Raw genomic sequence first — 18,918 nt, forward strand, 5'->3', positions numbered from 1 at the left:
CATTATTCCCGGCAGTTAAGTAAAGAAGCTTTGGGCCAGCGAGCCCAGCAGCAGTTGCCAGCCATCGACCAATACAAACAGCATCAGCTTGAACGGCAGCGAAATGCCGGTAGGCGGCACCATCATCATCCCCAGCGCCATCAATACGCTGGCAATCACTAAATCTATAATCAGAAAGGGAATAAAAATGGTGAAGCCAATCTGGAAGGCGGTTTTTAATTCACTGGTGACAAAAGCCGGCAATAAAATGCGCATCGGCACCGCTTCCGGACCTTCAATATCACCGGCTTTAGCCATCCGGGCATACAACGCTAAATCGGTTTCCCGCGTCTGGGCCAGCATAAAGGTGCGCATCGGTTGAGCGGCGCGCTCAATGGCGGTCTCCATGCTGATTTTCTCTTCCGAGAACGGCAGGTAGGCCTCTTGATAAATTTTATCCAGCACCGGCGACATCACGAAAAAAGTCAGAAACAGCGCCAGGCCGAGCAGCACCTGGTTGGGCGGTGCCGATGGCGTACCCAGCGCATTACGCAGCATGCCCAGCACGATGATGATGCGGGTAAAGCCGGTCATCATCAGCAATACCGCCGGCAAAAAGGTCAGCGAGGTCAGCAGGATCAGCGTCTGCACCGGCAGCGACCAGCTTTCGCCGCCATCCGGTAATGGATGGCTCTGCAACATGCCAGCGCCGGCGGCATAGCTCTGGGAAGCCGGCAGAATCAGCCCGGCCAGCAACAGCATCAGCCGGACGGTAATAGGCCAGTGGCGTGGTGACATACAGGATAAGGCAGTCATGAGAGTTATTCCGGTGGCCGTTTTTTGCTACAGGCCCTGGCCAACAGCGAGGTAAAGGGCGTCGCGCTGGGCTTATCCTGATGATTGGCCGCAAGCAGAGGGGCATCCAGGGTATGCAGATGGCTGATATGGCTGGCGGTAACGCCAAGCACCAGCCACTCGCCGCCGGCCTCAATCACCACCACCCGTTCACGGGAACCCACCGAACAGCTGGCTTTGACCGACAGCATTGACGCACCGCGGCCCGTCCGCCCCGGCAGGCCAAAGCGTTTAGCCAGCCAGGCCAGCGCCAGAACCAGCACCATCACCAGGCTCAGGGCGCTGCCGACGTTTATCAGCAATGACCCCGGGCTGGTTTCAGGTAGTTGGGTTATCGCGGTCGTATCGGCTTTCATTTAGCGGCTCAGCCGTCGCATACGTTCAGAGGGGGTAATAATATCGGTTATCCGCACACCGAATTTATCCGACACCACCACCACTTCGCCCTGGGCAATCAAATAGCCGTTGATCAGAATATCCAGCGGTTCTCCCGCCAGGCCATCCAGTGCCACCACCGATCCCTGGCTTAACTGCAGCAGTTCTTTAATGGTCATACGGGTACGACCCAGTTCTACCGTCATTTTGACCGGTATATCGAGGATCAGGTCAAGATCTTCAGGTGAGTTGGCGGTTTGCGGTGCGTTGCTCATGGCCTGGAACACCGCATCACCCTGGACCGGCACGGCCAAATCCTCCATTGGCGCCCCCTGGCTGACGGTACTGTCTTTATCGGCACCGGATGACTGATTGGTGTCACTCATGGTGTTTTTCCTTATTATTCAATGCATTGGTAGCGGGGTTGATCAGGTGGTCTACGCGCAGCGCATATTGACCGTTAAGGCTGCCGTAGCTGCCGGTTAATACCGGTACATTATCGACGTTAGCGATAATCCGCTCAGGCTTGTCGATGGGGATGATGTCCCCTTGCTGCAGTTTCATTACCCGCGACAGACGGGCGGGAATATCGGCAAAATGGGCAATCAGCTCCAGCTCGGAATGCTGTACCTGGGTTGCCAGGTTATCGTGCCAGGTCTGCTCCTCCTGCTGCGAATGCTCAAGCAGCGGATTGGTTAACAGTTCACGTAACGGCTCAATCATGCTGAAAGGGATACAGATTGAGAATTCCCCTTTCAGCGCCCCAATTTCCACCATAAAGGGCGTGGCGACCACGATGTCGTTGGGGGACGTGGTGATATTGGTGAATTTTACCTGGCTTTCGGCGCGGACATATTCGATGTCCAGCTTAAAGATTGCGCTCCAGGCCTCGCTGTAGGCATCCAGCGCCAGCTTAAGCATCCGCCTGATGACGCGCTGTTCGGTCGGGGTAAATTCACGGCCTTCGACTTTGGTCGGGAAGCGCCCATCGCCGCCAAACAGATTATCAATGGCCATAAAAACCAGATTGGATGAGAACACCAGCAGCGCCGTTCCGCGCAGCGGCTTCATATGAATCAGGTTCAGATTGCTCGGCACCAGCAGGTTATGGGCAAATTCATGGTAGGGCTGAATATTGATCCTGCCGACGGTAATATCCGGACTGCGGCGCAATAAATTGAATAAGCCTATACGGAACAGACGGGCAAAGCGTTCATTGATGATTTCCAGCGCCTGTAGTCGTCCGCGCACTCCTCGTCGTTGAATGGTCGGATCATAAGGCTTGATCAGGGCATCATCGGCGATACTTTTGCTGTGGGCGAAGTCTTTGGCGATACGCTCTGGAATATCGGCATCGCTGGACATCAACTTATCAATATCGTCCTGGGAGAGAATGCTTTCAGGCATGGGCAGTTACCGAAGAATAAACGCGTTGAAAAGCACATTGGTCACTACTGGCGAATGACCGTCGATGACCTGTTTACTCAGGACCTGTTTAATCTGTTCAACCAGTAGCGCCTTACCTTCACTGGTTGCCAGACTGGCGGCGGTATGCGTTGAGAACAGCATCAATAAACGGCTGCGGAACTCAGGCAGAAAGGCTTCCACCAACTCGCGGGATTTTTCATCCTGTAAGCGCAGCGTCAGACCAACATACAGCACCCGGTCGTTTTCATGCTCATCGGGTTGTAGACTGACGGTGAAGGCTTCGAGTGGCATGAACAGCGGCTGCGCATGGGCTGCCAGAGCCGCTGGCACCAGTTCGCCGTGGGCTTGCTGCCTGGCTTTTTTCAGATCCATCCAGGTAAAGGCGGCCATGCCGCTGGTCACCAGGGCAATCAGGCTCAGTATAATCACAACGGTGACATTCATTTTTTGAGACATAGGTCGTTACCCATCATTAATCAGATATCTGGCTGCGCCACCCGCGAGGGCCGCACCCGGTCAACGTAAGAAGACCCGGGATTATCCCGGTATTTTTTCAAATCAATGGCCTAAACACCCAGATGAAAACCGGCCACCTCGGGCAATCATTTCCTGTCAGGCGTAGATATCAACGCGGCCGTCGCGGGCAATCATCTGATCCAGCGCCCTGGCGGACGGTTCATCAATCGCTAATGCGTTGTCGGTATTCTCAGGCTGCTGTTGTCGCGAATGCCGGCCGGCATTTTCGCTGTCGGCCTGCCGCTGCTGCGAAGTGGTCTCGGGGCCAACGCTGCTCTGGCTCAGGGTCATACCGCTTTCCGCCAGAGACGTGCGCAGGTAAGGCATGGAGGCTTCGACCGCCGCCCGCACCTGCTGATTTTCTGACATCACATGCAGTTGCAACTGGTCGTTATTCAGTTTCATGCTGATTTGCAGTGCGCCTAAATCACGCGGATTCAGCTTGAGCTCGGCATGATAAGTCCCTTTGCTAAGAAACAGACTCAACTGCTGGCTTAAGGCTTGCTGCCAGGCCGGCGTGCCCAGCGGCTGCTGCAATAGCGGCGCATGAGGATTGGCGGCCGCTGCGGGTGCGGCGGTTGACACCGAGGCCGGGGCAGGGCTGGCCATCACCGCAGGCGCGCTCTGGGCGACAGGCTGGCCACTGGCGGAAGGCGCTGGGGTAATCTGTTCCGCCGGCGGCGTCTGTCGAGCGCCCTTGGCGGTCATCAGCGGCTTAAGGGGATATTCACGCGGCGCCTTGGTGTTGGCGGACCCGTTGACCCTTTTTGCCTGGCGTGATGTGGTACCGTCTTTATCGGCAGGCGAAGAGTTACCCACCCCTGAGAGCGGCATCGCCGGCAGGCCGCCATTTTCACCCACTTCGCGGCTGCGCAGCAGGGCGGTGTCGAAGGCGGTGAAAAGCGCATCGGCCGACCGACCCGCAGGGTCGCTGGGCGATGGCGCCAGTTGCCGGTCGACCGTAGGCTGCAGCTGAGCCTGACTGTCATCGGCCGGCATACTGACCAGTTGCGCCAACAGTTGTTCCAGATAGGCAATCTGGTCAGCCGCAAGCGGGGTACCGTCATCCTGGGTACCGTTCTGCAGTAAAGCGGCGATCGCCTCCTTCAGCTTGGCCCGATCCTTGGCCGCGACAGCATCTTTAAGTGCATCGATAGCTTGCTCAGGGCGGTTTTCATCCGCACTGGCTGACGGCTCCGGCGGGGTAAACCTGTCGGCAACCCCGGCAGACTGCTGCTGCAGGATCTGCTTGAAATCATTGTTATCAGTGTCATTATTGGCCGCAATGCGTGTGCCGTTGGCCGAAGGTGCAATGGTATTGCTGGTATTGAGGATCATCAACTTTCCCTTTTTGCCGTCGCGCGCTGCGCAAATTCATCCATTTTTTTCTGGTCAAGCCGGTTTTCAACCAACTGCTTGGCGGTGTCTGCACGCTGTTTCAAGCTTTCAAACGCGCTGAGCCGCTGTTTTTTTAGATGCAGGTGGACCATGGCGTTCTGCATCCGGGCGTGACATACCGACACTTGCTGGCGGTGAAAGGTCACCACTTTGTAAAGCGATCCGATAAAATTCTGGTAGTTGATCCATTTATCCGCCTGAATACCGATATCGGTCATGTCCTGCTGCAGCTGCTGCCGGTATTCCTGTTCGTAATTCATCAGTTGATTGAGCTGCTCTACGGCCTGGTTATGGGCGACCCGGCAGGCGCCAAGCTGCATAATTGCCTCTTCAAGGGCCCGTTCAGCCAGTTCACGCAGGGTATTCATCGGGGAAGCGCTAACCATCGACAAAATTCCTTCTGTTGGTATTACGACGAAGAAAACAGGGTAGACAGCTGCTGACAGGCATCGTCATAGCTGCTACGGACATTATGGTCCTGCTGTAAAAACTGCTCTAACTGCGGATACAGCGCGATGGCCTTATCCAGCAGCGGATCACTGCCGGCGGCGTAGGCGCCGACGCTTATCAGATCCCGGTTGCGTTGGTAACTGGACAGCAATTGTTTGAATAGCTGGACTTGCTGGTAATGCGGCTTATCAATCAGCGAGGTCATGGCCCGACTGATGGACGCCTCGATATCAATGGCCGGGTAGTGACCGGACTCAGCCAGACGGCGTGACAGCACAATATGCCCGTCCAGGATGGCGCGGGCCGAGTCGGCGATCGGGTCCTGCTGATCGTCACCCTCAGTGAGCACGGTATAAAAGGCGGTGATGGAACCGCCTCCCTGGCAGCCATTGCCGGCCCGCTCGACCAGCGCCGGCAGTTTGGCAAACACCGAAGGCGGGTAGCCCTTGGTCGCCGGGGGTTCGCCGATAGCCAAGGCAATTTCACGCTGGGCCATCGCATAGCGGGTCAGTGAGTCCATAATCAGCAGCACATCCTGGCCGCTGTCGCGGAAATCTTCAGCGATGCGGGTGGCGTAGGCGGCACCCTGCATCCGCAGCATCGGCGATACGTCCGCCGGCGCGGCAATCACCACCGCCCGCGCCCGGCCCTGTTCGCCGAGGATATTATCGATAAAATCCTTTACCTCGCGGCCGCGTTCGCCAATCAGGCCGACCACAATCACATCGGCTTGGGTATAACGTGCCATCATGCCGAGCAGCATACTTTTGCCGACGCCGGAGCCGGCAAACAGCCCCATTCGCTGGCCGCGACCGACGGTCAGCAGGCTATTGATCGCCCTTACGCCGACGTCGAGTACCGAGTTGATCGGACTGCGCTGCAGCGGGTTAAGCGGAGCGGCCGACAGCGGGGCGCGAAAGCCGGTTTCCGGCGGCGGCAGGCCATCCAGCGGACGGGCGGCGGCATCCAGCACTCGGCCAAGCAGCGCTGGACCGAGCGGCAGTTGTTTGCCGGTCGACTGGCCGTCTGCCAGGCCGGCGCTGTAGACCCGCGCACCGGGCAGCACGCCATCGACCTGCTCCAGGGGCATCAAAAACAGCACCTGGCCGTTAAAGCCAACCACTTCGCTTTCGATCTGCTCAACTGCCTGGCCAGTGGCCCGCTCGATGATACAGGTGGAACCTATCGGCAACTGCAGGCCGGTGGCTTCCATGACCAGACCGGTGGCGCGGGTCAGGCGGCCATAGCGCCGCAGCGGCGGCACCGTGGCGATGCGCTGCTCCTTGGCGCTGAGGTTATTCAGCCAGCGTTCCAGTCTTGCCGTCATGCGTGTTCACCGGTGTAGAGGTTGCATAGCTGCTGCCAGCGCGTCTCAAGCGTCGCATCCAGCTCACCTTCATCGGTGGTGATGCGACATCCGCCGCGCTGGATGCGGCCATCGGCCAGCAGTTGCCAGCCCTGATTGTCCAGCGCTGCCGCCAGTTGTTGCTGCAGTAGCGGCAAGTCATCGGGATGCACCCATAAGGTGGGCTGGCTGGAGAACAGCTTTTCTTCATGCAGCAATTGTTGAATGTGCTTTAGCAGGGCATGACCATCCACCATCGGCGCCTGGCCAATAATCCGATGGGCCGCCGTCAAGGCGACCTGCATCAAGCGCGCCGGGATGATCTGGTCCAGGGCGTCGACGGTGATTTTCAGCTCATGCAGCATCGCGGTCAGGCGGTCGGTCACCGCCTGCTGCTGGCGGCAGCCTTCCTGCCGGCCTTGCTCGATACCGGCGGTTTCGCCCTGTTGGAACCCGGCAGTATAGCCATGCTGTTCCCCTTTGAGCCGGCCGGCCTCCAGCCCGTCGTTAAAGCCGTTGGTTTCGGCCTGCTGGCGCAGGCGCAGCAGCTCGGCCTGCCAGTCCTCATCACTGAGGGTAGCAGGCTGCAGCGGCGGTATCATCTCGGCTTCCAGTTTGGTGAAAGCCGAGCCCAGATCACTGGGCTGCCAGGGTTGCCATTGCGGTTGCCGGCTCAAATCAGACATAAGAATCCTCGCCGTTACCGATGGCTATTTCGTCGGACTCCGCCAGACGACGCACCACTGACAGGATATTTTTCTGTTCGGCTTCCACCCGTGACATTCTGATCGGCGTGCTGAGGTTCAGGTCTTCGCGCAGCACCTCTGCCTGACGCTGGGACATATTCTTGAGGAATTTATTGCACAGCAGTTGATCGCAGCCCTTAAGCGCCACCACCAGCGAGTCGATTTCAATTTCCTGCAGGATACGCTGGATACTGCGGTCATCCACGTCGACCAGATTTTCGAACAGGAACATTTCATCAATGATTTTCTGCGCCAGTTCTTTGTCAAACTCGCGCATCATGCTGATAACCGATTCTTCCTGATTAGCTTTCATCAGATTAAGAATTTCCGCCGCCGGACGCACACCGCCCATTTTGCTGCGTTTGAGGCTCTGACCGTGCAGCAGATTGTTAAGCACTTCGGTCAGTTCCTGCAGTGCCACCGGCTGAATGCCGCCGAAGGTGGCGATACGCAGCATGATATCGTTGCGGGTGCGTTCATCGAAGCGGGCAAGAATTTCCACCGCCTGGCTCCGTTTAAGATGGACCAGAATGGTGGCGATAATCTGCGGATGCTCTTCGCGGATAAGGTCGGCTGCCGATTGAGGCTCGAGGAAATTGAACGCTTCAATGCCGCTGCCCTTATCCTGATTATCCAGCAGATCGTCCAGCAGGCTATTGGCGCGTTCTTCGCCCAGCGCTTTGATCAATACCGCTCTCAGGTAGTCATTGGTGTTGACATCCAGCAGGATGAATTTCTCCGCCTCCAGACGAAACTCTTCAAGCACTTCAGCCAACTGGGCATGGGAGAAGTGGTTCATTTCGGACATGGCGGTACTGATAAGCGCCACTTCGATCGAATTCAGGTGCTTGAAAACCTCAGCGGCGCGATTTTCGCCCAGCGTTAACATTAACAGGGCGCTTTTTTGGTTAGCATTCATGCTGACTCCTTCTCGGCATTGATCCACCGACGGATAACCAAGGCAATGATGCGTGGATCCTGATCGGCGACTTCACGCAGATGCTCGCTATCGTTCTCGGTGGTGCGGTGCAGTTCGGCTTTCAGCGCTTCGTCACGCTCAGTGTTGGAGACCGAGGCCTCTTTGGCTTTGGGTTTTTTGGCGCTTTCTTCAAATATCAGTCGCTCACGCATCAGTTGCTGCTGCTTAAGCCACATCGGACGCAGTGCTTTGCGCCAGATAAGCCAGGCCACCAGCAATACCCCCAGGTAACGGGCAGCGTTTATCAGCAGATCAAAGAATGCCGGCTGTTGCCAGAATGGCAGCCTGATGTTGGCATCTTCATCCGGCACGAAGTGAGAGTTAACCACGTTCAGGCTATCGCCACGCGCTTCGCTATAGCCCATCGCCTCGCGGATGAGCGCGGTAATATTGGCCATCTCTGCTGGGGTCAGCTCAACCGGCAGGCCTTCTTCATCTGACTTGAAATTGACCACTACCGCTGCGGACAGCCGCTGTATGCTGCCGGCACTGTGCCGGGTATGGGTGGTTTTGCGGTCGACTTCGAAATTGGTGGTTTCATCGTTGCGGTTGTTAAACGGCGAAACGGCGTTGGTTTTGCCCTTGGCATCGGCCGCCGGGTCGGTTTTAATCGGTGCGGTGGCCGCCGGCGTAGGCTGATTGCTTAACGCGCCGGGAACGCCGCCGACCAGCAGACCGCCGCCTTGTTCACTGGTGCTGGATTGACGGCTGCGGATCGCCATGCTCTCCGGCTTGCTGTTGGGCTGGTATTCTTCAGCGGTCTGCTCAACCGAGGCATAATTAAGCTGGGCGGTGACCTGGGCGTGAACATTCGACTGACCGATAATCGGCGCCAGAATGGAGGTTATCCGACGTTCATAGTCGGCTTCCACTTCGCTGGTGTATTTAAGCTGGGTCGCATTCAGCGACAGCCCGTCATTGCCGGGCTGGGTCAATAGCCGTCCGCGCTGATCGATAACGGTGACGTTGTCCACCGGCAAGTCAGGGACCGCGCTGGAGACCATATAGGTGATGGCGCTGATTTGCCCTTCGCTCAGGCTGCGGCCGGATTGCATGTTCAGCGTGACTGAAGCGGTCGGCTGCTTTTGCTCGCGCACAAACAACGAGGGCTTGGGAATGGCCAGATGGATGCGCGCCGACTCAATCGGGCCCAGCGTTTCGATCGTGCGGGCCATTTCACCTTCCAGCGCCCGCTGATAGTTTATCTGCTCGCTGAACTGGCTGATGCCGAATTTTTCTTTATCCAGCAGTTCAAAGCCGACCGATCCCGCTTTAGGCAACCCCTGCTGAGCCAGCTTCAGCCGCGTCTCATAGACTTTATCCGCAGGAATCATAATAGCGCTGCTATTATCGGCAAAACGATAGGGAACCTTCATCTGTTCCAAAACGTTAACCACCGAACCGCCGTCCTGATCGCTGATATTACTGTACAGCACCCGATATTCCGGTGCTTTGGCCCAGAGTAATAAAGCTACCACTACCGCGATGGCGGCGGCGGCGGCAACGAGCAATATTATATTAGGCTCGGCGCGAAAACGTTCTAGCAAAGCGCTCAGGCTTTTTACCTGTTTTGCGCCGATAGCCGTGGATGAAGCATTCATGCTGGATTCCTGGCAGATGAAATTAAATAAATCATTAAGCTGCTATACTGCAAAACAGACCCTCGCAAAGCGATAAACTCTATTTAAGACCTATCGCGCGTTACCGAAAGAATTTCGGGCGATCAGTATTGTCGTTTATCACCCGGTTTGATGGATGAAAAAGCCGACTTTTTTAGCGCCAATTAGGCGCTTTGGCGCTCAACAGCTGTGATAGTGTGTCGTTCAATGCTCATCATTTATTTCACCATGCCATACGTTAATATCGCTGTTTATAAGGTAATAACGTTAAAGAGGGAACTATGTCAGTTCAGGCTATTAATAATGTGCTGCAACAAATGCAGGCGGTTGCTCAGCAGGCGGGGAATATCTCCACTGACCGGGCGGTGCAGTCCGGCATGAACCTCGGTTTTGCCAGCGAAATTAAAAACAGCATTAAAAAAATAAATCATGTGCAGGTGACCGCCCGTCATCAGGCTGAGCAATTTGAATTAGGCGTGCCCGGTATCGGCATGAATGATGTCATGGTCGATATTCAGAAATCGTCGCTGGCACTGAATTTAGGGGTACAGGTGCGTAATAAGCTGGTCGGTGCCTATCAGGAAATAATGAATATGCAGGTATAACCGGCGCTTTATACGACGGTCAGCGGTCGCGGCCGGCGCCAGCCGGTTGACCTTAGCCAGGCAAGACGCCGGGCGGCGGTGAGCTACCCCATCAATCCTTCCTTACCCCACTCTCTACGTCGAATTGTTCTGGGCCGCGGCTAACGCGCTGGCGCTATAATCGTAATTATATTCAGCAGTGCGCAGTAAGCGTCAGGACCGGGTATCCTGACGTCATAAGGCTGCTATCAATGTGATTGCCGGGATTGCGCCCTATAGGCCTGATTACCGGTTTGCGTTTCATTTAACTGCGCCATGTTATCGGTTAATTCTTCCAGCCGACCTTTTGATAATTCCCTGATCAGACGTTCATTGGTCAGCAGATTTTGCATAATATCCGCCACCTCATCAGTCTGGGCCGAGACTTCCAGCGTCAGGTCCATGGCCTTTTGCAGTAAAGGGATATATTGATTATATAATGCAATTAACCCATCCCATTGCTGCTGGCGCGCGCAAGCCAGCATTTCATCACTGAGTTTCAGCGGCGTAATATAGTATTGCTGCAGTTCGGTTAATGTTGTCATGGGTTATTCCTTGCTTAAGCTTTAGGTGAAGGTGAAATCTGTTTCCAGGCATCATAGATGTTCATCATCAGCGTATCCACATGGGTAATGGCGTCGATATCCTGCTGCAGATTGGCCTGCAGCAGCGTGCGGGTCATATAGTCATACAGCCGTTCCAGGTTGTGTGATAATTCACCGCCCTGCTGATGATCAAGGGCCGCTCTTAATCCTTGCTGTATAATATTAATCGCTTTGGTTATCTCGGCGCCGCGGGCGGGAATATCGCCGTTGGCCATAAAGATCTTGGCTCTGAGCATGGCGCTGTGCGCGCCTTCAAACAGCAGCATAATTAATTTATGCGGGTCGGCACCCATGGCGCTGCTTTCCAATCCAACCTGGCGATAGGCCTGCGAACCCTGGTGGGGGTACATACGTGCGTCCTTGGTAAAATAAGTCGGTTAAATCGGTAAACCACCCTGTTATGCCATCAGGTCAAAACCGGCGGTTTACCGTCTCTTAAACGTTTGGCGTCAGTTATTACTTCAGCAGTGACACCAGGGAATTACTGGTGTTATTCAACTGACTTATCATCTTGTCCAGCTCGACAAACTGCTTGCGCTGGCCGTCCATCCGGGTGTCGATCTGGCGCTGCATTTTTTCAATGGCATCATCCAGCGTCTTGTTGCGGGCCTCCAGGTCTTTCTTGATATCGGCCAGCTGGCCTTTGGCGTCTTTATCTTCGCCGTCTACCAGCGGTGAAATCACCTTGCCGATAGCCTCGGCCAGGCCTGGTTTATCTTCGGAGCCGACAAACAGCTGTTTCAGATCATCGCCATTTTTCTCAATCGCCCCATCGAGTTTCTTCTCATCCAGCGTCATCTGCCCGGTGGCGATATCAATCTTGATGCCCAGATCCGCCAGGGCGGCGATTTCACCGTCGCCATAGGTGTCGTTCACCCCATTACGCAGGCCGGTCACCAGGCCGCGCAGGGTGCTGTCGCCGACCAGCGCCCCATTGCCTTTATTCTGTTGCGTCACCTCGCCATCGGCGGCACTGCCTTTTTCCGGTTTGACGTATTTGCTAGCGCTGGCGGCTTCTTTTAACAGGGCATTGTAATTTTTGACGAATTCCTGCAGGGATTTTTTAACCGCGCTGTTATCCGGGCTAAGGGTTAATATTTCCGCTTTCTTGGGGCCACTCTTATCCTCGCCCTCTTCGCTGACCTGATTCAGGCTCAGGGTGACGCCGGTGATAATGTCGTTCACGGTATTGCTGGAGCGGGTATATTCAATGCCGTTGACTTCCAGCTTGGCATCCCGGGCCTCGGCGATTTCAGTGGTATTGCCTTTATCGGTGCCGATGACGCCAGCCAGGGCATCATCGCCCTCAACGGTTATTGACATCTTGCCATCGCTGCCGGAGGTTTTGGAGGTCACAATCAGCTGGTAACCCTCGTCGCTTTTGACCACGCTGGCGGTCACATCCCCGCCTTGTTTGTTAATCTGCTTGGCAATGCTGGTCAGCGAGGTTTCATCGTCTTTTAGCGCTACTTTGATTTCCTTGCCGTTGGCCTGCTTGATGGTGACCGTACGCTCGCCGCCCTGCTGTTCGCCGAGTTTCTCATCGGCATCTGGCTGGCCCTCGGTGGCAATGGCGTGGTTACCGGCCAGCTGATTGACGGTAATGGTGTGGCTGCCGGCCAGGGCGCCGGTGGCGGTGGTGGCGGTAAAGGCTTTGGTGGCGCTGATGGTCAGCGCGTTAAACGCTTCCTCGCCGAGCTTTTTAGCACTGCCGGACAGGGCGTTCAGGCCGCTGGCAATTTTTCCCCAGCTGGAGATTTTGGCCTGATTTTTAGCCTTGTCGTTAGTGTAGGGCGTCAGGCGCTGCATTTCCGCCTGCTTGAGATTTTTTAGCAGATCATTGAGCGGTAAGCCTGAGCTTGAACCGATAAAATCTATTCCGGCCATCATGCAATCCTTGTTATTTATAGGTGAGGGGGTGTCCCTCCCTGTTATCGGCCGTCGGCGCTTAAGGTTTAACCCTTTCTGACCGCCGACGCTGAGCGCCCTTTTAGGAGGCGGTTACCGCGTCGGCGGGCTGCAGCGGCGCTTTGCTGGCCAGTGAAACCGCGCTTGCTATAAATGAAAGACATTTTATCCGGCCGCCGTACAATTTTATTAAAGCTTTGTTTGCCGCCGCCGATAAATATTTTGGCTGCAGAAAAGCATGTGTAATTTAAATAACTGCTGCAAATCCTAACAATTAAAAGGAAATAAAAATGGCCCAGGTAATTAATACCAACTCTATTTCACTGACCGCTCAGAATAACCTGAACCGTTCACAGTCTGCGCTGGGCACCGCCATTGAGCGTCTGTCTTCCAGCCTGCGTATCAACAGCGCCAAAGACGATGCCGCCGGCCAGGCGATCTCCAACCGCTTCACCGCCAACATCAACGGTCTGGCTCAGGCGTCGATGAATGCCAACAACGGTATCTCTATCGCTCAGACCACTGAAGGCGCGTTGAACGAAGTCATCGACAACCTGCAGAACATCCGTCGTCTGACGGTTGCGGCTAAAAACGGCACCAACTCAGAAAGCGACCGTGTGTCAATTCAGGACGAAATCACCCAGCGTCTGGCTGAAATCGACCGTATCTCCGAGCAGACCGAATTTAACGGCGTTAAAGTTCTGAGCGCTAACCAGACGCTGACCATCCAGGTCGGCGCCAATGATAATGAAACCATTGAAATCCAACTGAACAAGATGGATGCCGATCAGCTGGGCATGACCGGCTTTTCCGTGGTTGACGGGTTTGATCCTGCCAGCGGTACTGAGACAGCGATTAAAGATCAAGATAAATTACCGATTTTCGGTACACCTACTCTGGAGAATGACGCTACTGGTGCAGAAGATAAACCTATCGATGGCAACATCTATAAAGATGATCAAGGTAAACACTTTGTTAAAGGCACCGATAATAAGTTCTATGCGTTAACGCAAGATACCACCGATAAAACTAAATACACGTATGATACTAAAACCGCTGTTGGTACTGATCCTACTGGAACTACTGTCGTTACCGAAGTTCATATTGGCGATACTACCGTTTCAAACGACACCGGCAAGGATCTGATTAAATTTACCGCTACCGATGGCGGCAAAGAAAGCTACCTGCTGAAAGATGCCGCCGGCGTCTATTATGAAGCCACTATGGACGCTACCGGTAAAGTCACCGAAGGCAAAGCCCTGACGGTTGGCGGTAAAACCACTGCTGATCCGTTAAAACTGATTGACGCCGCTCTGTCTCAGGTAGACGGCCTGCGTTCTGGTCTGGGTGCGGTACAAAACCGCTTTACCTCGGTTATCAACAACCTGAACAGCACCGTTATCAACCTGAGCGCCTCTCGTTCACGTATCCTGGATGCCGACTTCGCCACTGAAGTCTCCAACATGAGCCGTGGCCAGATCCTGCAGCAGGCCGGTACTGCCGTACTGTCCCAGGCCAACAATATCCCGCAGAACGTTACCCAGCTGCTGCGCGGTTAATCACTTTCGCCTCAGCAGGTTGCCACGGCGTCGCCTGGCAGACCCGTTTAGCATCCAAACCCCGGTTTCCGGGGTTTTTTTATGGTTGGCCGCCGGCCGGCAGTCAGCGAAATAGCGGTTATCCCAGCCTTTTATCCGCCGATTGCCGGCGGTGCTGCACGGGATAATACGCCCTAATGCAATGCTGCCGGGGCAAATTATGTTAAAAAGCTTATATACAGAAGCGGGCGTGGTCGCCGACAAGGATGCCATCTGGCTGCAATATGCCCCGCTGGTGCGCCATGAGGCGCTGCGTCTGCAGGCCCGCCTGCCGGCCAGTGTTGAGCTAAACGACCTGATCCAGGCCGGGGGCATCGGCCTGCTGGCGGCGGCCGACAGCTATGATCCCCAGCAGGGCGCCAGCTTTACCACCTATGCTACCCAGCGGATCCGCTGGGCGCTGCTGGATGAGCTGCGTGAACGGGACTGGGTGCCGCGCAGCGTACGCCGCAATGCCCGGCAGATATCGGCCGCCATGCAGCGGGTAGAGCAGCGGCTCGGGCGCTCGGCCAGCGAGACCGAGGTGGCGGCAGAGCTGGATGTGTCGCTGGCCGACTATCAGAAAATGCTGCAGGACAACAACTCCAGTCAGCTGTTTTCGCTGGATGAGATGCTGGAGGAGCAGGGTGAAACGGTCGAGGTATCCGGTGAAGAGCTGGTCCAGCAAGGACCGCTGCAGCAGCTACTGCAAAGCGGCCTGCGCCAGCGGGTAGCCCGGGAAATCGGCCTGCTGCCCAGCCGGGAGCAACTGGTGCTCAACCTCTACTATCAGCAGGAGCTTAACCTCAAGGAAATCGGCAGTATTCTGGGGGTCGGCGAATCCCGCGTCAGCCAGCTTCACAGCCAGGCGGTCAATCGCCTGCGCGCACGCCTGCAGTCCCACGCCTGACTCTTCATTCCGGTTATCATCATCACGCGCCCAGCCGGCGCGATGGTGGCCGTCACGCTTAATCAGCGGTTGAGCCGGCGATTTTCTGCACTGACGCTAAACCATTCTCAAGCCCGGCCGATATACAGCTAAGGACATCCCATTTTCCAACGCGCGCGCTGGCAGGCTATATGTATAATCATTTTAAAATCGCTTCTTCTATTATTTTCATTCGGGCCATCTTCTTTTTGTTTATTCTACTGGTCTCGGTGGTCAATATCGTCGAGTCCAGTAAAAGCCTTAAGACTATTGGATCGACCGATAATCGCTATCAACGGACCCAAGTATTCAGGGAAATGGAATCAAGTCACCTTAAGGCCAGGGGGGAGACTTATCAGCTTTCCCTGCAGCCCGGTCTCGGTACGGATGAAAAAGAGAAAATCCGACAGGCGGCGCAGCGGGCTATCGATCATGCTCAACGGGTGATGGATAACTACATGACTGGCGATTTTCTTGATAGCGATGCCGCTAAAGCCCGTAGTAGCCAGATTGAGGCCGTGTATAAACGCCTGTTTGGCTTTCTACAACAAAGCCTGGACACGCTGGTTAAAACCGGCCGCCTGGCAGCCAACGATTACCAAAACTATCAAGCTGCTGCCAACGGCTTTGAAGAAGTGATGATGGATATTCACAAAACGGCCACGGTGAGGGCTAAAGAGACACTCAAGAATGCCCACAGTCAATATATTTTCAATATCGGATTGGTTATCAGTATCGTCCTTGCCATGGTGTTGATCGCCACGTACTCCCATTTTTCACTGCGTAAAGGATTATTCCGCCGTCTCAATGAGTCCGGCGAGCACTGCCGCATTATCTCCCACGGCAATCTGATTACCCCTATCGAGGTTGGCCACCCGGATGAAATCGGTGTGATGCTCAATGAACTGGCCGGTATGCAGAAATCGCTGACCAGCACTGTCGGCAATGTGAGGCAGAGCGCTGAACAGATTTATCTTAGCTCGCAGGAAATCTCTGCCGGCAATAATGATTTGTCGTCGCGCACCGAGCAGCAGGCCTCCGCCCTGCAGCAGACCGCCGCCAGCATGGAACAGCTGAAAATCACCGTTAAGCAGAATGCGGAGAATGCCCATCACGCCAATCAACTGGCGATGAACGCCCGCGATACCGCCAGCAACGGCGGCGAGGCGGTGCAGCAGGTGGTCGATACCATGCAGCAGATAGCCGCCAGTTCGCGCAAAATCGCCGATATCAATCGGGTGATCGATGGCATCGCCAACCAGACCAATATCCTGGCGCTGAATGCGGCGGTCGAGGCGGCGCGCGCCGGTGAGCAGGGGCGCGGCTTTGCGGTGGTCGCCAGCGAAGTGCGTAATCTGGCCAAGCGCAGCGCCGATGCCGCCAAGGAGATCCACTCCCTGATTGAGGATTCGGTGCAGAAGGTGGTGGTCGGCTCAGCTCAGGCCAGCGATGCGGGTAAAACCATGCAGGAGATTGTGCAGTCGGTGACCCAGGTGAGCGAGATTATCAAGGAGATCACCCTGGCATCGGATGAACAGAGCATCGGTATATCCCAAATCTCCCAGGCGGTGAATGAGATGGATACCGTCACCCAGCAGAATGCCTCATTGGTGGAAGAATCGGCCGCGGCGGCGATGGGCCTCGAGGAACAGGCGCACCATCTGAACGCGGCGGTATCGATTTTTGTTGTCGGGCAACCCCAGGATCAACCGGCCATCAAGCGGCAGGCGACCAAAGCTATCGCCCCGCCGCTGGGTGATATGGCCGCCGTCGGTAAGAAGGATAAAGACCAGTGGGAGTTTTTCTGAAGGGCTAGCTGACAATGCGGGGGGATAATTTACCGGCGAGTTTGCTGCTTGCAGCTTGCCGATAATGCGGTTACCAGGCGGGCCTTAAGGCCCGCTTTTTTTATCGGCGCTGATTATGGCCGGTGAACGGTGCGCCGGCGACCTGCCGGCGTGGAGCAGCGGTTGAGGTCAGTGATTTGCCCTCGGCCGAGGGGCCATTAGCCAGCATCAGCCGCTGTTTCTGCGCGGCGGCATCGACGGTAAAAATAGACACTGATACATTCAGATGCTGGGCCTGTTCCTCAAGCCCGGTGGTTGCCGCCGCCGACTCTTCCACCAATGAGGCATTCTGCTGGGTGACGGTGTCCATCTCGTTAACCGCCTGAGAAATCTGAGCAATGCCGATGCTCTGCTCATCCGATGCCAGGCTGATTTCATCAATCAGGTCACTGACCTGGGTCACCGACTGAATGATCTGCTGCATAATCTTGCCGGCTTCGCCGGCCTCGGTCGAGCCGACGCCGACCTTGTGCACCGAATCATCAATCAGGGTTTGGATCTCTTTAGCCGCATCGGCGCTGCGTTTGACCAGGTTGCGCACTTCGCTGGCGACCACCGCAAAGCCGCGCCCCTGCTCACCGGCGCGCGCCGCCTCGACCGCCGCATTCAGCGCCAGGATATTGGTTTGATGCGCGATGCCGTCCATCACCCGGTTGATCTCGGCAATCTGCCGCGAGCTGGCGGTTATCTGCTGCATGGTTTCCACCACCCGATGCACCGCGTGACCGCCGTCGCGGGCAATGTCCCTGGCATTGACCGCCAGCTGATTGGCATGCTGGGCATTTTCCGCATTGTGTTTAACAGTGATCTTGAGCTGCTCCATGCTGGCGGCGGTCTGCTGCAGGGCGGAGGCCTGCTGCTCGGTGCGTGAAGACAGGTCGTTATTGCCCATGGCGATTTCCTGGGCGCTGAGATGAATACTCTCCGCACTCTGCCTGACGTTACTGACGGTGGCGGTCAGCGAATGCTGCATCGCCGCAAGTTCGGTCAGCATAATGCCGATTTCATCAGCCTTCCCCACCTCAATCGGCGTCACCAGATTGCCTTTGCCGATGATACGGCAGTGATTACCGGCCAGTTCCAGGCGGCGGAACAGGTTGAGGCGCAACGATCGGTGACTGTACAGGCTGATAAGCGTCATGGCGGTGAGCATACACAGGGTAATCAGCATATTGGTCTTGAACTGCTTATCTGAACCGTCGCGCATAGCGATTATTTGTTGGGCGGTGTACTGCTGATACTGCTCAACCCGGTTATCAAAATCTTCCCTCACCACCTGATAACGCTGTTCATTACTTTTATCCAGCGCCACGCTATGGCGCAGCGTGGTCACATCGGCATGAATGAAGTCATATAATGCGGTAAACGCGCGGCCCAGTTCCTGACTCAGCACTTGGCCTCGGGGGGAAATAGATTGTCCGAGGGTAAATGCTTTCATCGGCGCTTCGGCTTCAGCCAGGTTGGCCATTGCCTCCTGATACCGTTCTTCACGCTCTGCCGGCGTTAAATTGGTCATCAATACGGTTTCCGACACATCGGACCTGGCGTTCATCCGGGCAACGATGGCGGTATGCAGCAGGCTATTCCTCTGGGCCATCAATGCGGTGGTATCAAACGATTTAACGCTCTGATAAGAATCAGTGATATTCAGGACTGCCAAAATAAGCACAATCAAAAAGAAAATTAACCGGGTAAGGGTGATGGAGGTTGCTATTTTTTGGATTTTAAACATGATTTCCG

Annotated in this window: 19 protein-coding genes; 4 read left to right on the forward strand and 15 right to left on the reverse strand. The window is 55.5% G+C overall.

What is annotated here, in order from left to right; all coding sequences use genetic code 11:
* Positions 1–15: 15 nt before the first annotated feature.
* The 11 genes from fliP to fliF form a co-directional block, all read right to left on the reverse strand.
* Entirely contained in the window at positions 16–777 is a 762-nt protein-coding gene (gene fliP / locus EDC52_RS12445; RefSeq protein WP_131865763.1) for a flagellar type III secretion system pore protein FliP, read from the reverse strand.
* 23 nt (positions 778–800) lie between these two features.
* Positions 801–1,190 carry a flagellar biosynthetic protein FliO gene (fliO, locus tag EDC52_RS12450; RefSeq protein ID WP_131865656.1) on the reverse strand — a complete coding sequence of 130 codons (390 nt, stop codon included), beginning with the start codon at positions 1,188–1,190 and terminating at the stop codon, positions 801–803.
* Positions 1,191–1,595 (reverse strand): flagellar motor switch protein FliN, encoded by a 405-nt coding sequence (gene fliN, locus EDC52_RS12455; RefSeq protein WP_131865657.1) that lies wholly within the window; start codon positions 1,593–1,595, stop codon positions 1,191–1,193. It lies immediately after the preceding gene.
* Positions 1,588–2,616 carry a flagellar motor switch protein FliM gene (gene fliM, locus EDC52_RS12460; RefSeq protein WP_131865658.1) on the reverse strand — a complete coding sequence of 343 codons (1,029 nt, stop codon included), beginning with the start codon at positions 2,614–2,616 and terminating at the stop codon, positions 1,588–1,590. The genes fliN and fliM overlap by 8 nt, the downstream gene beginning before the upstream one ends.
* A gap of 6 nt (positions 2,617–2,622) precedes the next feature.
* Positions 2,623–3,093: a flagellar basal body-associated protein FliL gene (fliL, locus tag EDC52_RS12465; RefSeq protein ID WP_131865659.1), complete on the reverse strand. Its 471-nt coding sequence runs from the start codon at positions 3,091–3,093 to the stop codon at positions 2,623–2,625.
* A 156-nt stretch (positions 3,094–3,249) separates the two neighbouring features.
* Positions 3,250–4,491, reverse strand: coding sequence for a flagellar hook-length control protein FliK (locus EDC52_RS12470; protein WP_131865660.1), 1,242 nt, complete (start codon positions 4,489–4,491; stop codon positions 3,250–3,252).
* Positions 4,491–4,937, reverse strand: a complete 447-nt coding sequence (fliJ, locus tag EDC52_RS12475; RefSeq protein ID WP_131865661.1) for a flagellar export protein FliJ — start codon at positions 4,935–4,937, stop codon at positions 4,491–4,493. Before fliJ ends, EDC52_RS12470 begins: the two co-directional genes overlap by 1 nt.
* A 23-nt stretch (positions 4,938–4,960) precedes the next feature.
* Positions 4,961–6,328 (reverse strand): flagellar protein export ATPase FliI, encoded by a 1,368-nt coding sequence (gene fliI, locus EDC52_RS12480; RefSeq protein ID WP_131865662.1) that lies wholly within the window; start codon positions 6,326–6,328, stop codon positions 4,961–4,963.
* Complete coding sequence (locus EDC52_RS12485) at positions 6,325–7,032, reverse strand: flagellar assembly protein FliH (protein ID WP_131865663.1); 708 nt, start codon at positions 7,030–7,032, stop codon at positions 6,325–6,327. Before EDC52_RS12485 ends, fliI begins: the two co-directional genes overlap by 4 nt.
* Positions 7,025–8,011 (reverse strand): flagellar motor switch protein FliG, encoded by a 987-nt coding sequence (gene fliG, locus EDC52_RS12490; protein ID WP_131865664.1) that lies wholly within the window; start codon positions 8,009–8,011, stop codon positions 7,025–7,027. Before fliG ends, EDC52_RS12485 begins: the two co-directional genes overlap by 8 nt.
* Positions 8,008–9,672 (reverse strand): flagellar basal-body MS-ring/collar protein FliF, encoded by a 1,665-nt coding sequence (gene fliF / locus EDC52_RS12495; protein WP_131865665.1) that lies wholly within the window; start codon positions 9,670–9,672, stop codon positions 8,008–8,010. Before fliF ends, fliG begins: the two co-directional genes overlap by 4 nt.
* A 299-nt stretch (positions 9,673–9,971) precedes the next feature.
* Between fliF and fliE the strand changes: the two genes are divergently transcribed.
* A complete protein-coding gene (gene fliE, locus EDC52_RS12500) occupies positions 9,972–10,295 on the forward strand; it encodes a flagellar hook-basal body complex protein FliE (protein ID WP_131865666.1) in 324 nt (107 codons plus the stop codon).
* Positions 10,296–10,522: 227 nt separating this feature from the next.
* On the opposite strand, the gene EDC52_RS12505 is transcribed toward fliE, so the two are convergent.
* The 3 genes from EDC52_RS12505 to fliD all read right to left on the reverse strand — a co-directional run bounded on the left by EDC52_RS12505 (position 10,523) and on the right by fliD (position 12,808).
* Positions 10,523–10,858 carry a flagellar protein FliT gene (locus EDC52_RS12505; protein ID WP_131865667.1) on the reverse strand — a complete coding sequence of 112 codons (336 nt, stop codon included), beginning with the start codon at positions 10,856–10,858 and terminating at the stop codon, positions 10,523–10,525.
* Between the two features lie 14 nt (positions 10,859–10,872).
* Positions 10,873–11,268, reverse strand: coding sequence for a flagellar export chaperone FliS (gene fliS, locus EDC52_RS12510; protein WP_131865668.1), 396 nt, complete (start codon positions 11,266–11,268; stop codon positions 10,873–10,875).
* Between the two features lie 106 nt (positions 11,269–11,374).
* A complete protein-coding gene (gene fliD / locus EDC52_RS12515) occupies positions 11,375–12,808 on the reverse strand; it encodes a flagellar filament capping protein FliD (protein ID WP_230468032.1) in 1,434 nt (477 codons plus the stop codon).
* 308 nt (positions 12,809–13,116) lie between these two features.
* Here fliD and EDC52_RS12520 point away from each other — a divergent pair, with 308 nt between their 5' ends.
* The 3 genes from EDC52_RS12520 (at position 13,117) to EDC52_RS20350 (ending at position 17,139) form a co-directional block, all read left to right on the forward strand.
* Complete coding sequence (locus tag EDC52_RS12520) at positions 13,117–14,385, forward strand: FliC/FljB family flagellin (RefSeq protein ID WP_131865669.1); 1,269 nt, start codon at positions 13,117–13,119, stop codon at positions 14,383–14,385.
* 199 nt (positions 14,386–14,584) lie between these two features.
* Positions 14,585–15,313: an RNA polymerase sigma factor FliA gene (locus EDC52_RS12525; protein ID WP_131865670.1), complete on the forward strand. Its 729-nt coding sequence runs from the start codon at positions 14,585–14,587 to the stop codon at positions 15,311–15,313.
* 170 nt (positions 15,314–15,483) lie between these two features.
* The gene (locus EDC52_RS20350) at positions 15,484–17,139 is read left to right on the forward strand and encodes a methyl-accepting chemotaxis protein (protein WP_131865671.1); all 1,656 of its coding nucleotides are present in this window, start codon (positions 15,484–15,486) and stop codon (positions 17,137–17,139) included.
* Positions 17,140–17,239: 100 nt separating this feature from the next.
* Here EDC52_RS20350 and EDC52_RS20355 read toward each other — a convergent pair whose 3' ends face one another.
* Positions 17,240–18,910: a methyl-accepting chemotaxis protein gene (locus EDC52_RS20355; protein ID WP_196237765.1), complete on the reverse strand. Its 1,671-nt coding sequence runs from the start codon at positions 18,908–18,910 to the stop codon at positions 17,240–17,242.
* Between the last annotated feature and the right edge of the window lie 8 nt (positions 18,911–18,918).

It is taken from the genome of Biostraticola tofi, assembly GCF_004343195.1.
GTDB classification, from domain to species: domain Bacteria; phylum Pseudomonadota; class Gammaproteobacteria; order Enterobacterales; family Enterobacteriaceae; genus Biostraticola; species Biostraticola tofi.

Excerpts from the sequence above, each read along its gene's own strand:
- EDC52_RS12525 (WP_131865670.1), top strand. The coding sequence starts at position 14,585 with ATGTTAAAAAGCTTATATACAGAAGCGGGCGTGGTCGCCGACAAGGAT.
- fliM (WP_131865658.1), bottom strand. The coding sequence starts at position 2,616 with ATGCCTGAAAGCATTCTCTCCCAGGACGATATTGATAAGTTGATGTCC.
- fliS (WP_131865668.1), bottom strand. The coding sequence starts at position 11,268 with ATGTACCCCCACCAGGGTTCGCAGGCCTATCGCCAGGTTGGATTGGAA.
- EDC52_RS12485 (WP_131865663.1), bottom strand. The coding sequence starts at position 7,032 with ATGTCTGATTTGAGCCGGCAACCGCAATGGCAACCCTGGCAGCCCAGT.
- EDC52_RS20355 (WP_196237765.1), bottom strand. The coding sequence starts at position 18,910 with ATGTTTAAAATCCAAAAAATAGCAACCTCCATCACCCTTACCCGGTTA.
- fliG (WP_131865664.1), bottom strand. The coding sequence starts at position 8,011 with ATGAATGCTAACCAAAAAAGCGCCCTGTTAATGTTAACGCTGGGCGAA.
- fliP (WP_131865763.1), bottom strand. The coding sequence starts at position 777 with ATGTCACCACGCCACTGGCCTATTACCGTCCGGCTGATGCTGTTGCTG.
- fliL (WP_131865659.1), bottom strand. The coding sequence starts at position 3,093 with ATGTCTCAAAAAATGAATGTCACCGTTGTGATTATACTGAGCCTGATT.
- EDC52_RS12505 (WP_131865667.1), bottom strand. The coding sequence starts at position 10,858 with ATGACAACATTAACCGAACTGCAGCAATACTATATTACGCCGCTGAAA.
- fliF (WP_131865665.1), bottom strand. The coding sequence starts at position 9,672 with ATGAATGCTTCATCCACGGCTATCGGCGCAAAACAGGTAAAAAGCCTG.
- fliD (WP_230468032.1), bottom strand. The coding sequence starts at position 12,808 with ATGATGGCCGGAATAGATTTTATCGGTTCAAGCTCAGGCTTACCGCTC.
- EDC52_RS20350 (WP_131865671.1), top strand. The coding sequence starts at position 15,484 with ATGTATAATCATTTTAAAATCGCTTCTTCTATTATTTTCATTCGGGCC.
- EDC52_RS12520 (WP_131865669.1), top strand. The coding sequence starts at position 13,117 with ATGGCCCAGGTAATTAATACCAACTCTATTTCACTGACCGCTCAGAAT.
- fliO (WP_131865656.1), bottom strand. The coding sequence starts at position 1,190 with ATGAAAGCCGATACGACCGCGATAACCCAACTACCTGAAACCAGCCCG.
- fliN (WP_131865657.1), bottom strand. The coding sequence starts at position 1,595 with ATGAGTGACACCAATCAGTCATCCGGTGCCGATAAAGACAGTACCGTC.
- EDC52_RS12470 (WP_131865660.1), bottom strand. The coding sequence starts at position 4,491 with ATGATCCTCAATACCAGCAATACCATTGCACCTTCGGCCAACGGCACA.
- fliI (WP_131865662.1), bottom strand. The coding sequence starts at position 6,328 with ATGACGGCAAGACTGGAACGCTGGCTGAATAACCTCAGCGCCAAGGAG.
- fliE (WP_131865666.1), top strand. The coding sequence starts at position 9,972 with ATGTCAGTTCAGGCTATTAATAATGTGCTGCAACAAATGCAGGCGGTT.
- fliJ (WP_131865661.1), bottom strand. The coding sequence starts at position 4,937 with ATGGTTAGCGCTTCCCCGATGAATACCCTGCGTGAACTGGCTGAACGG.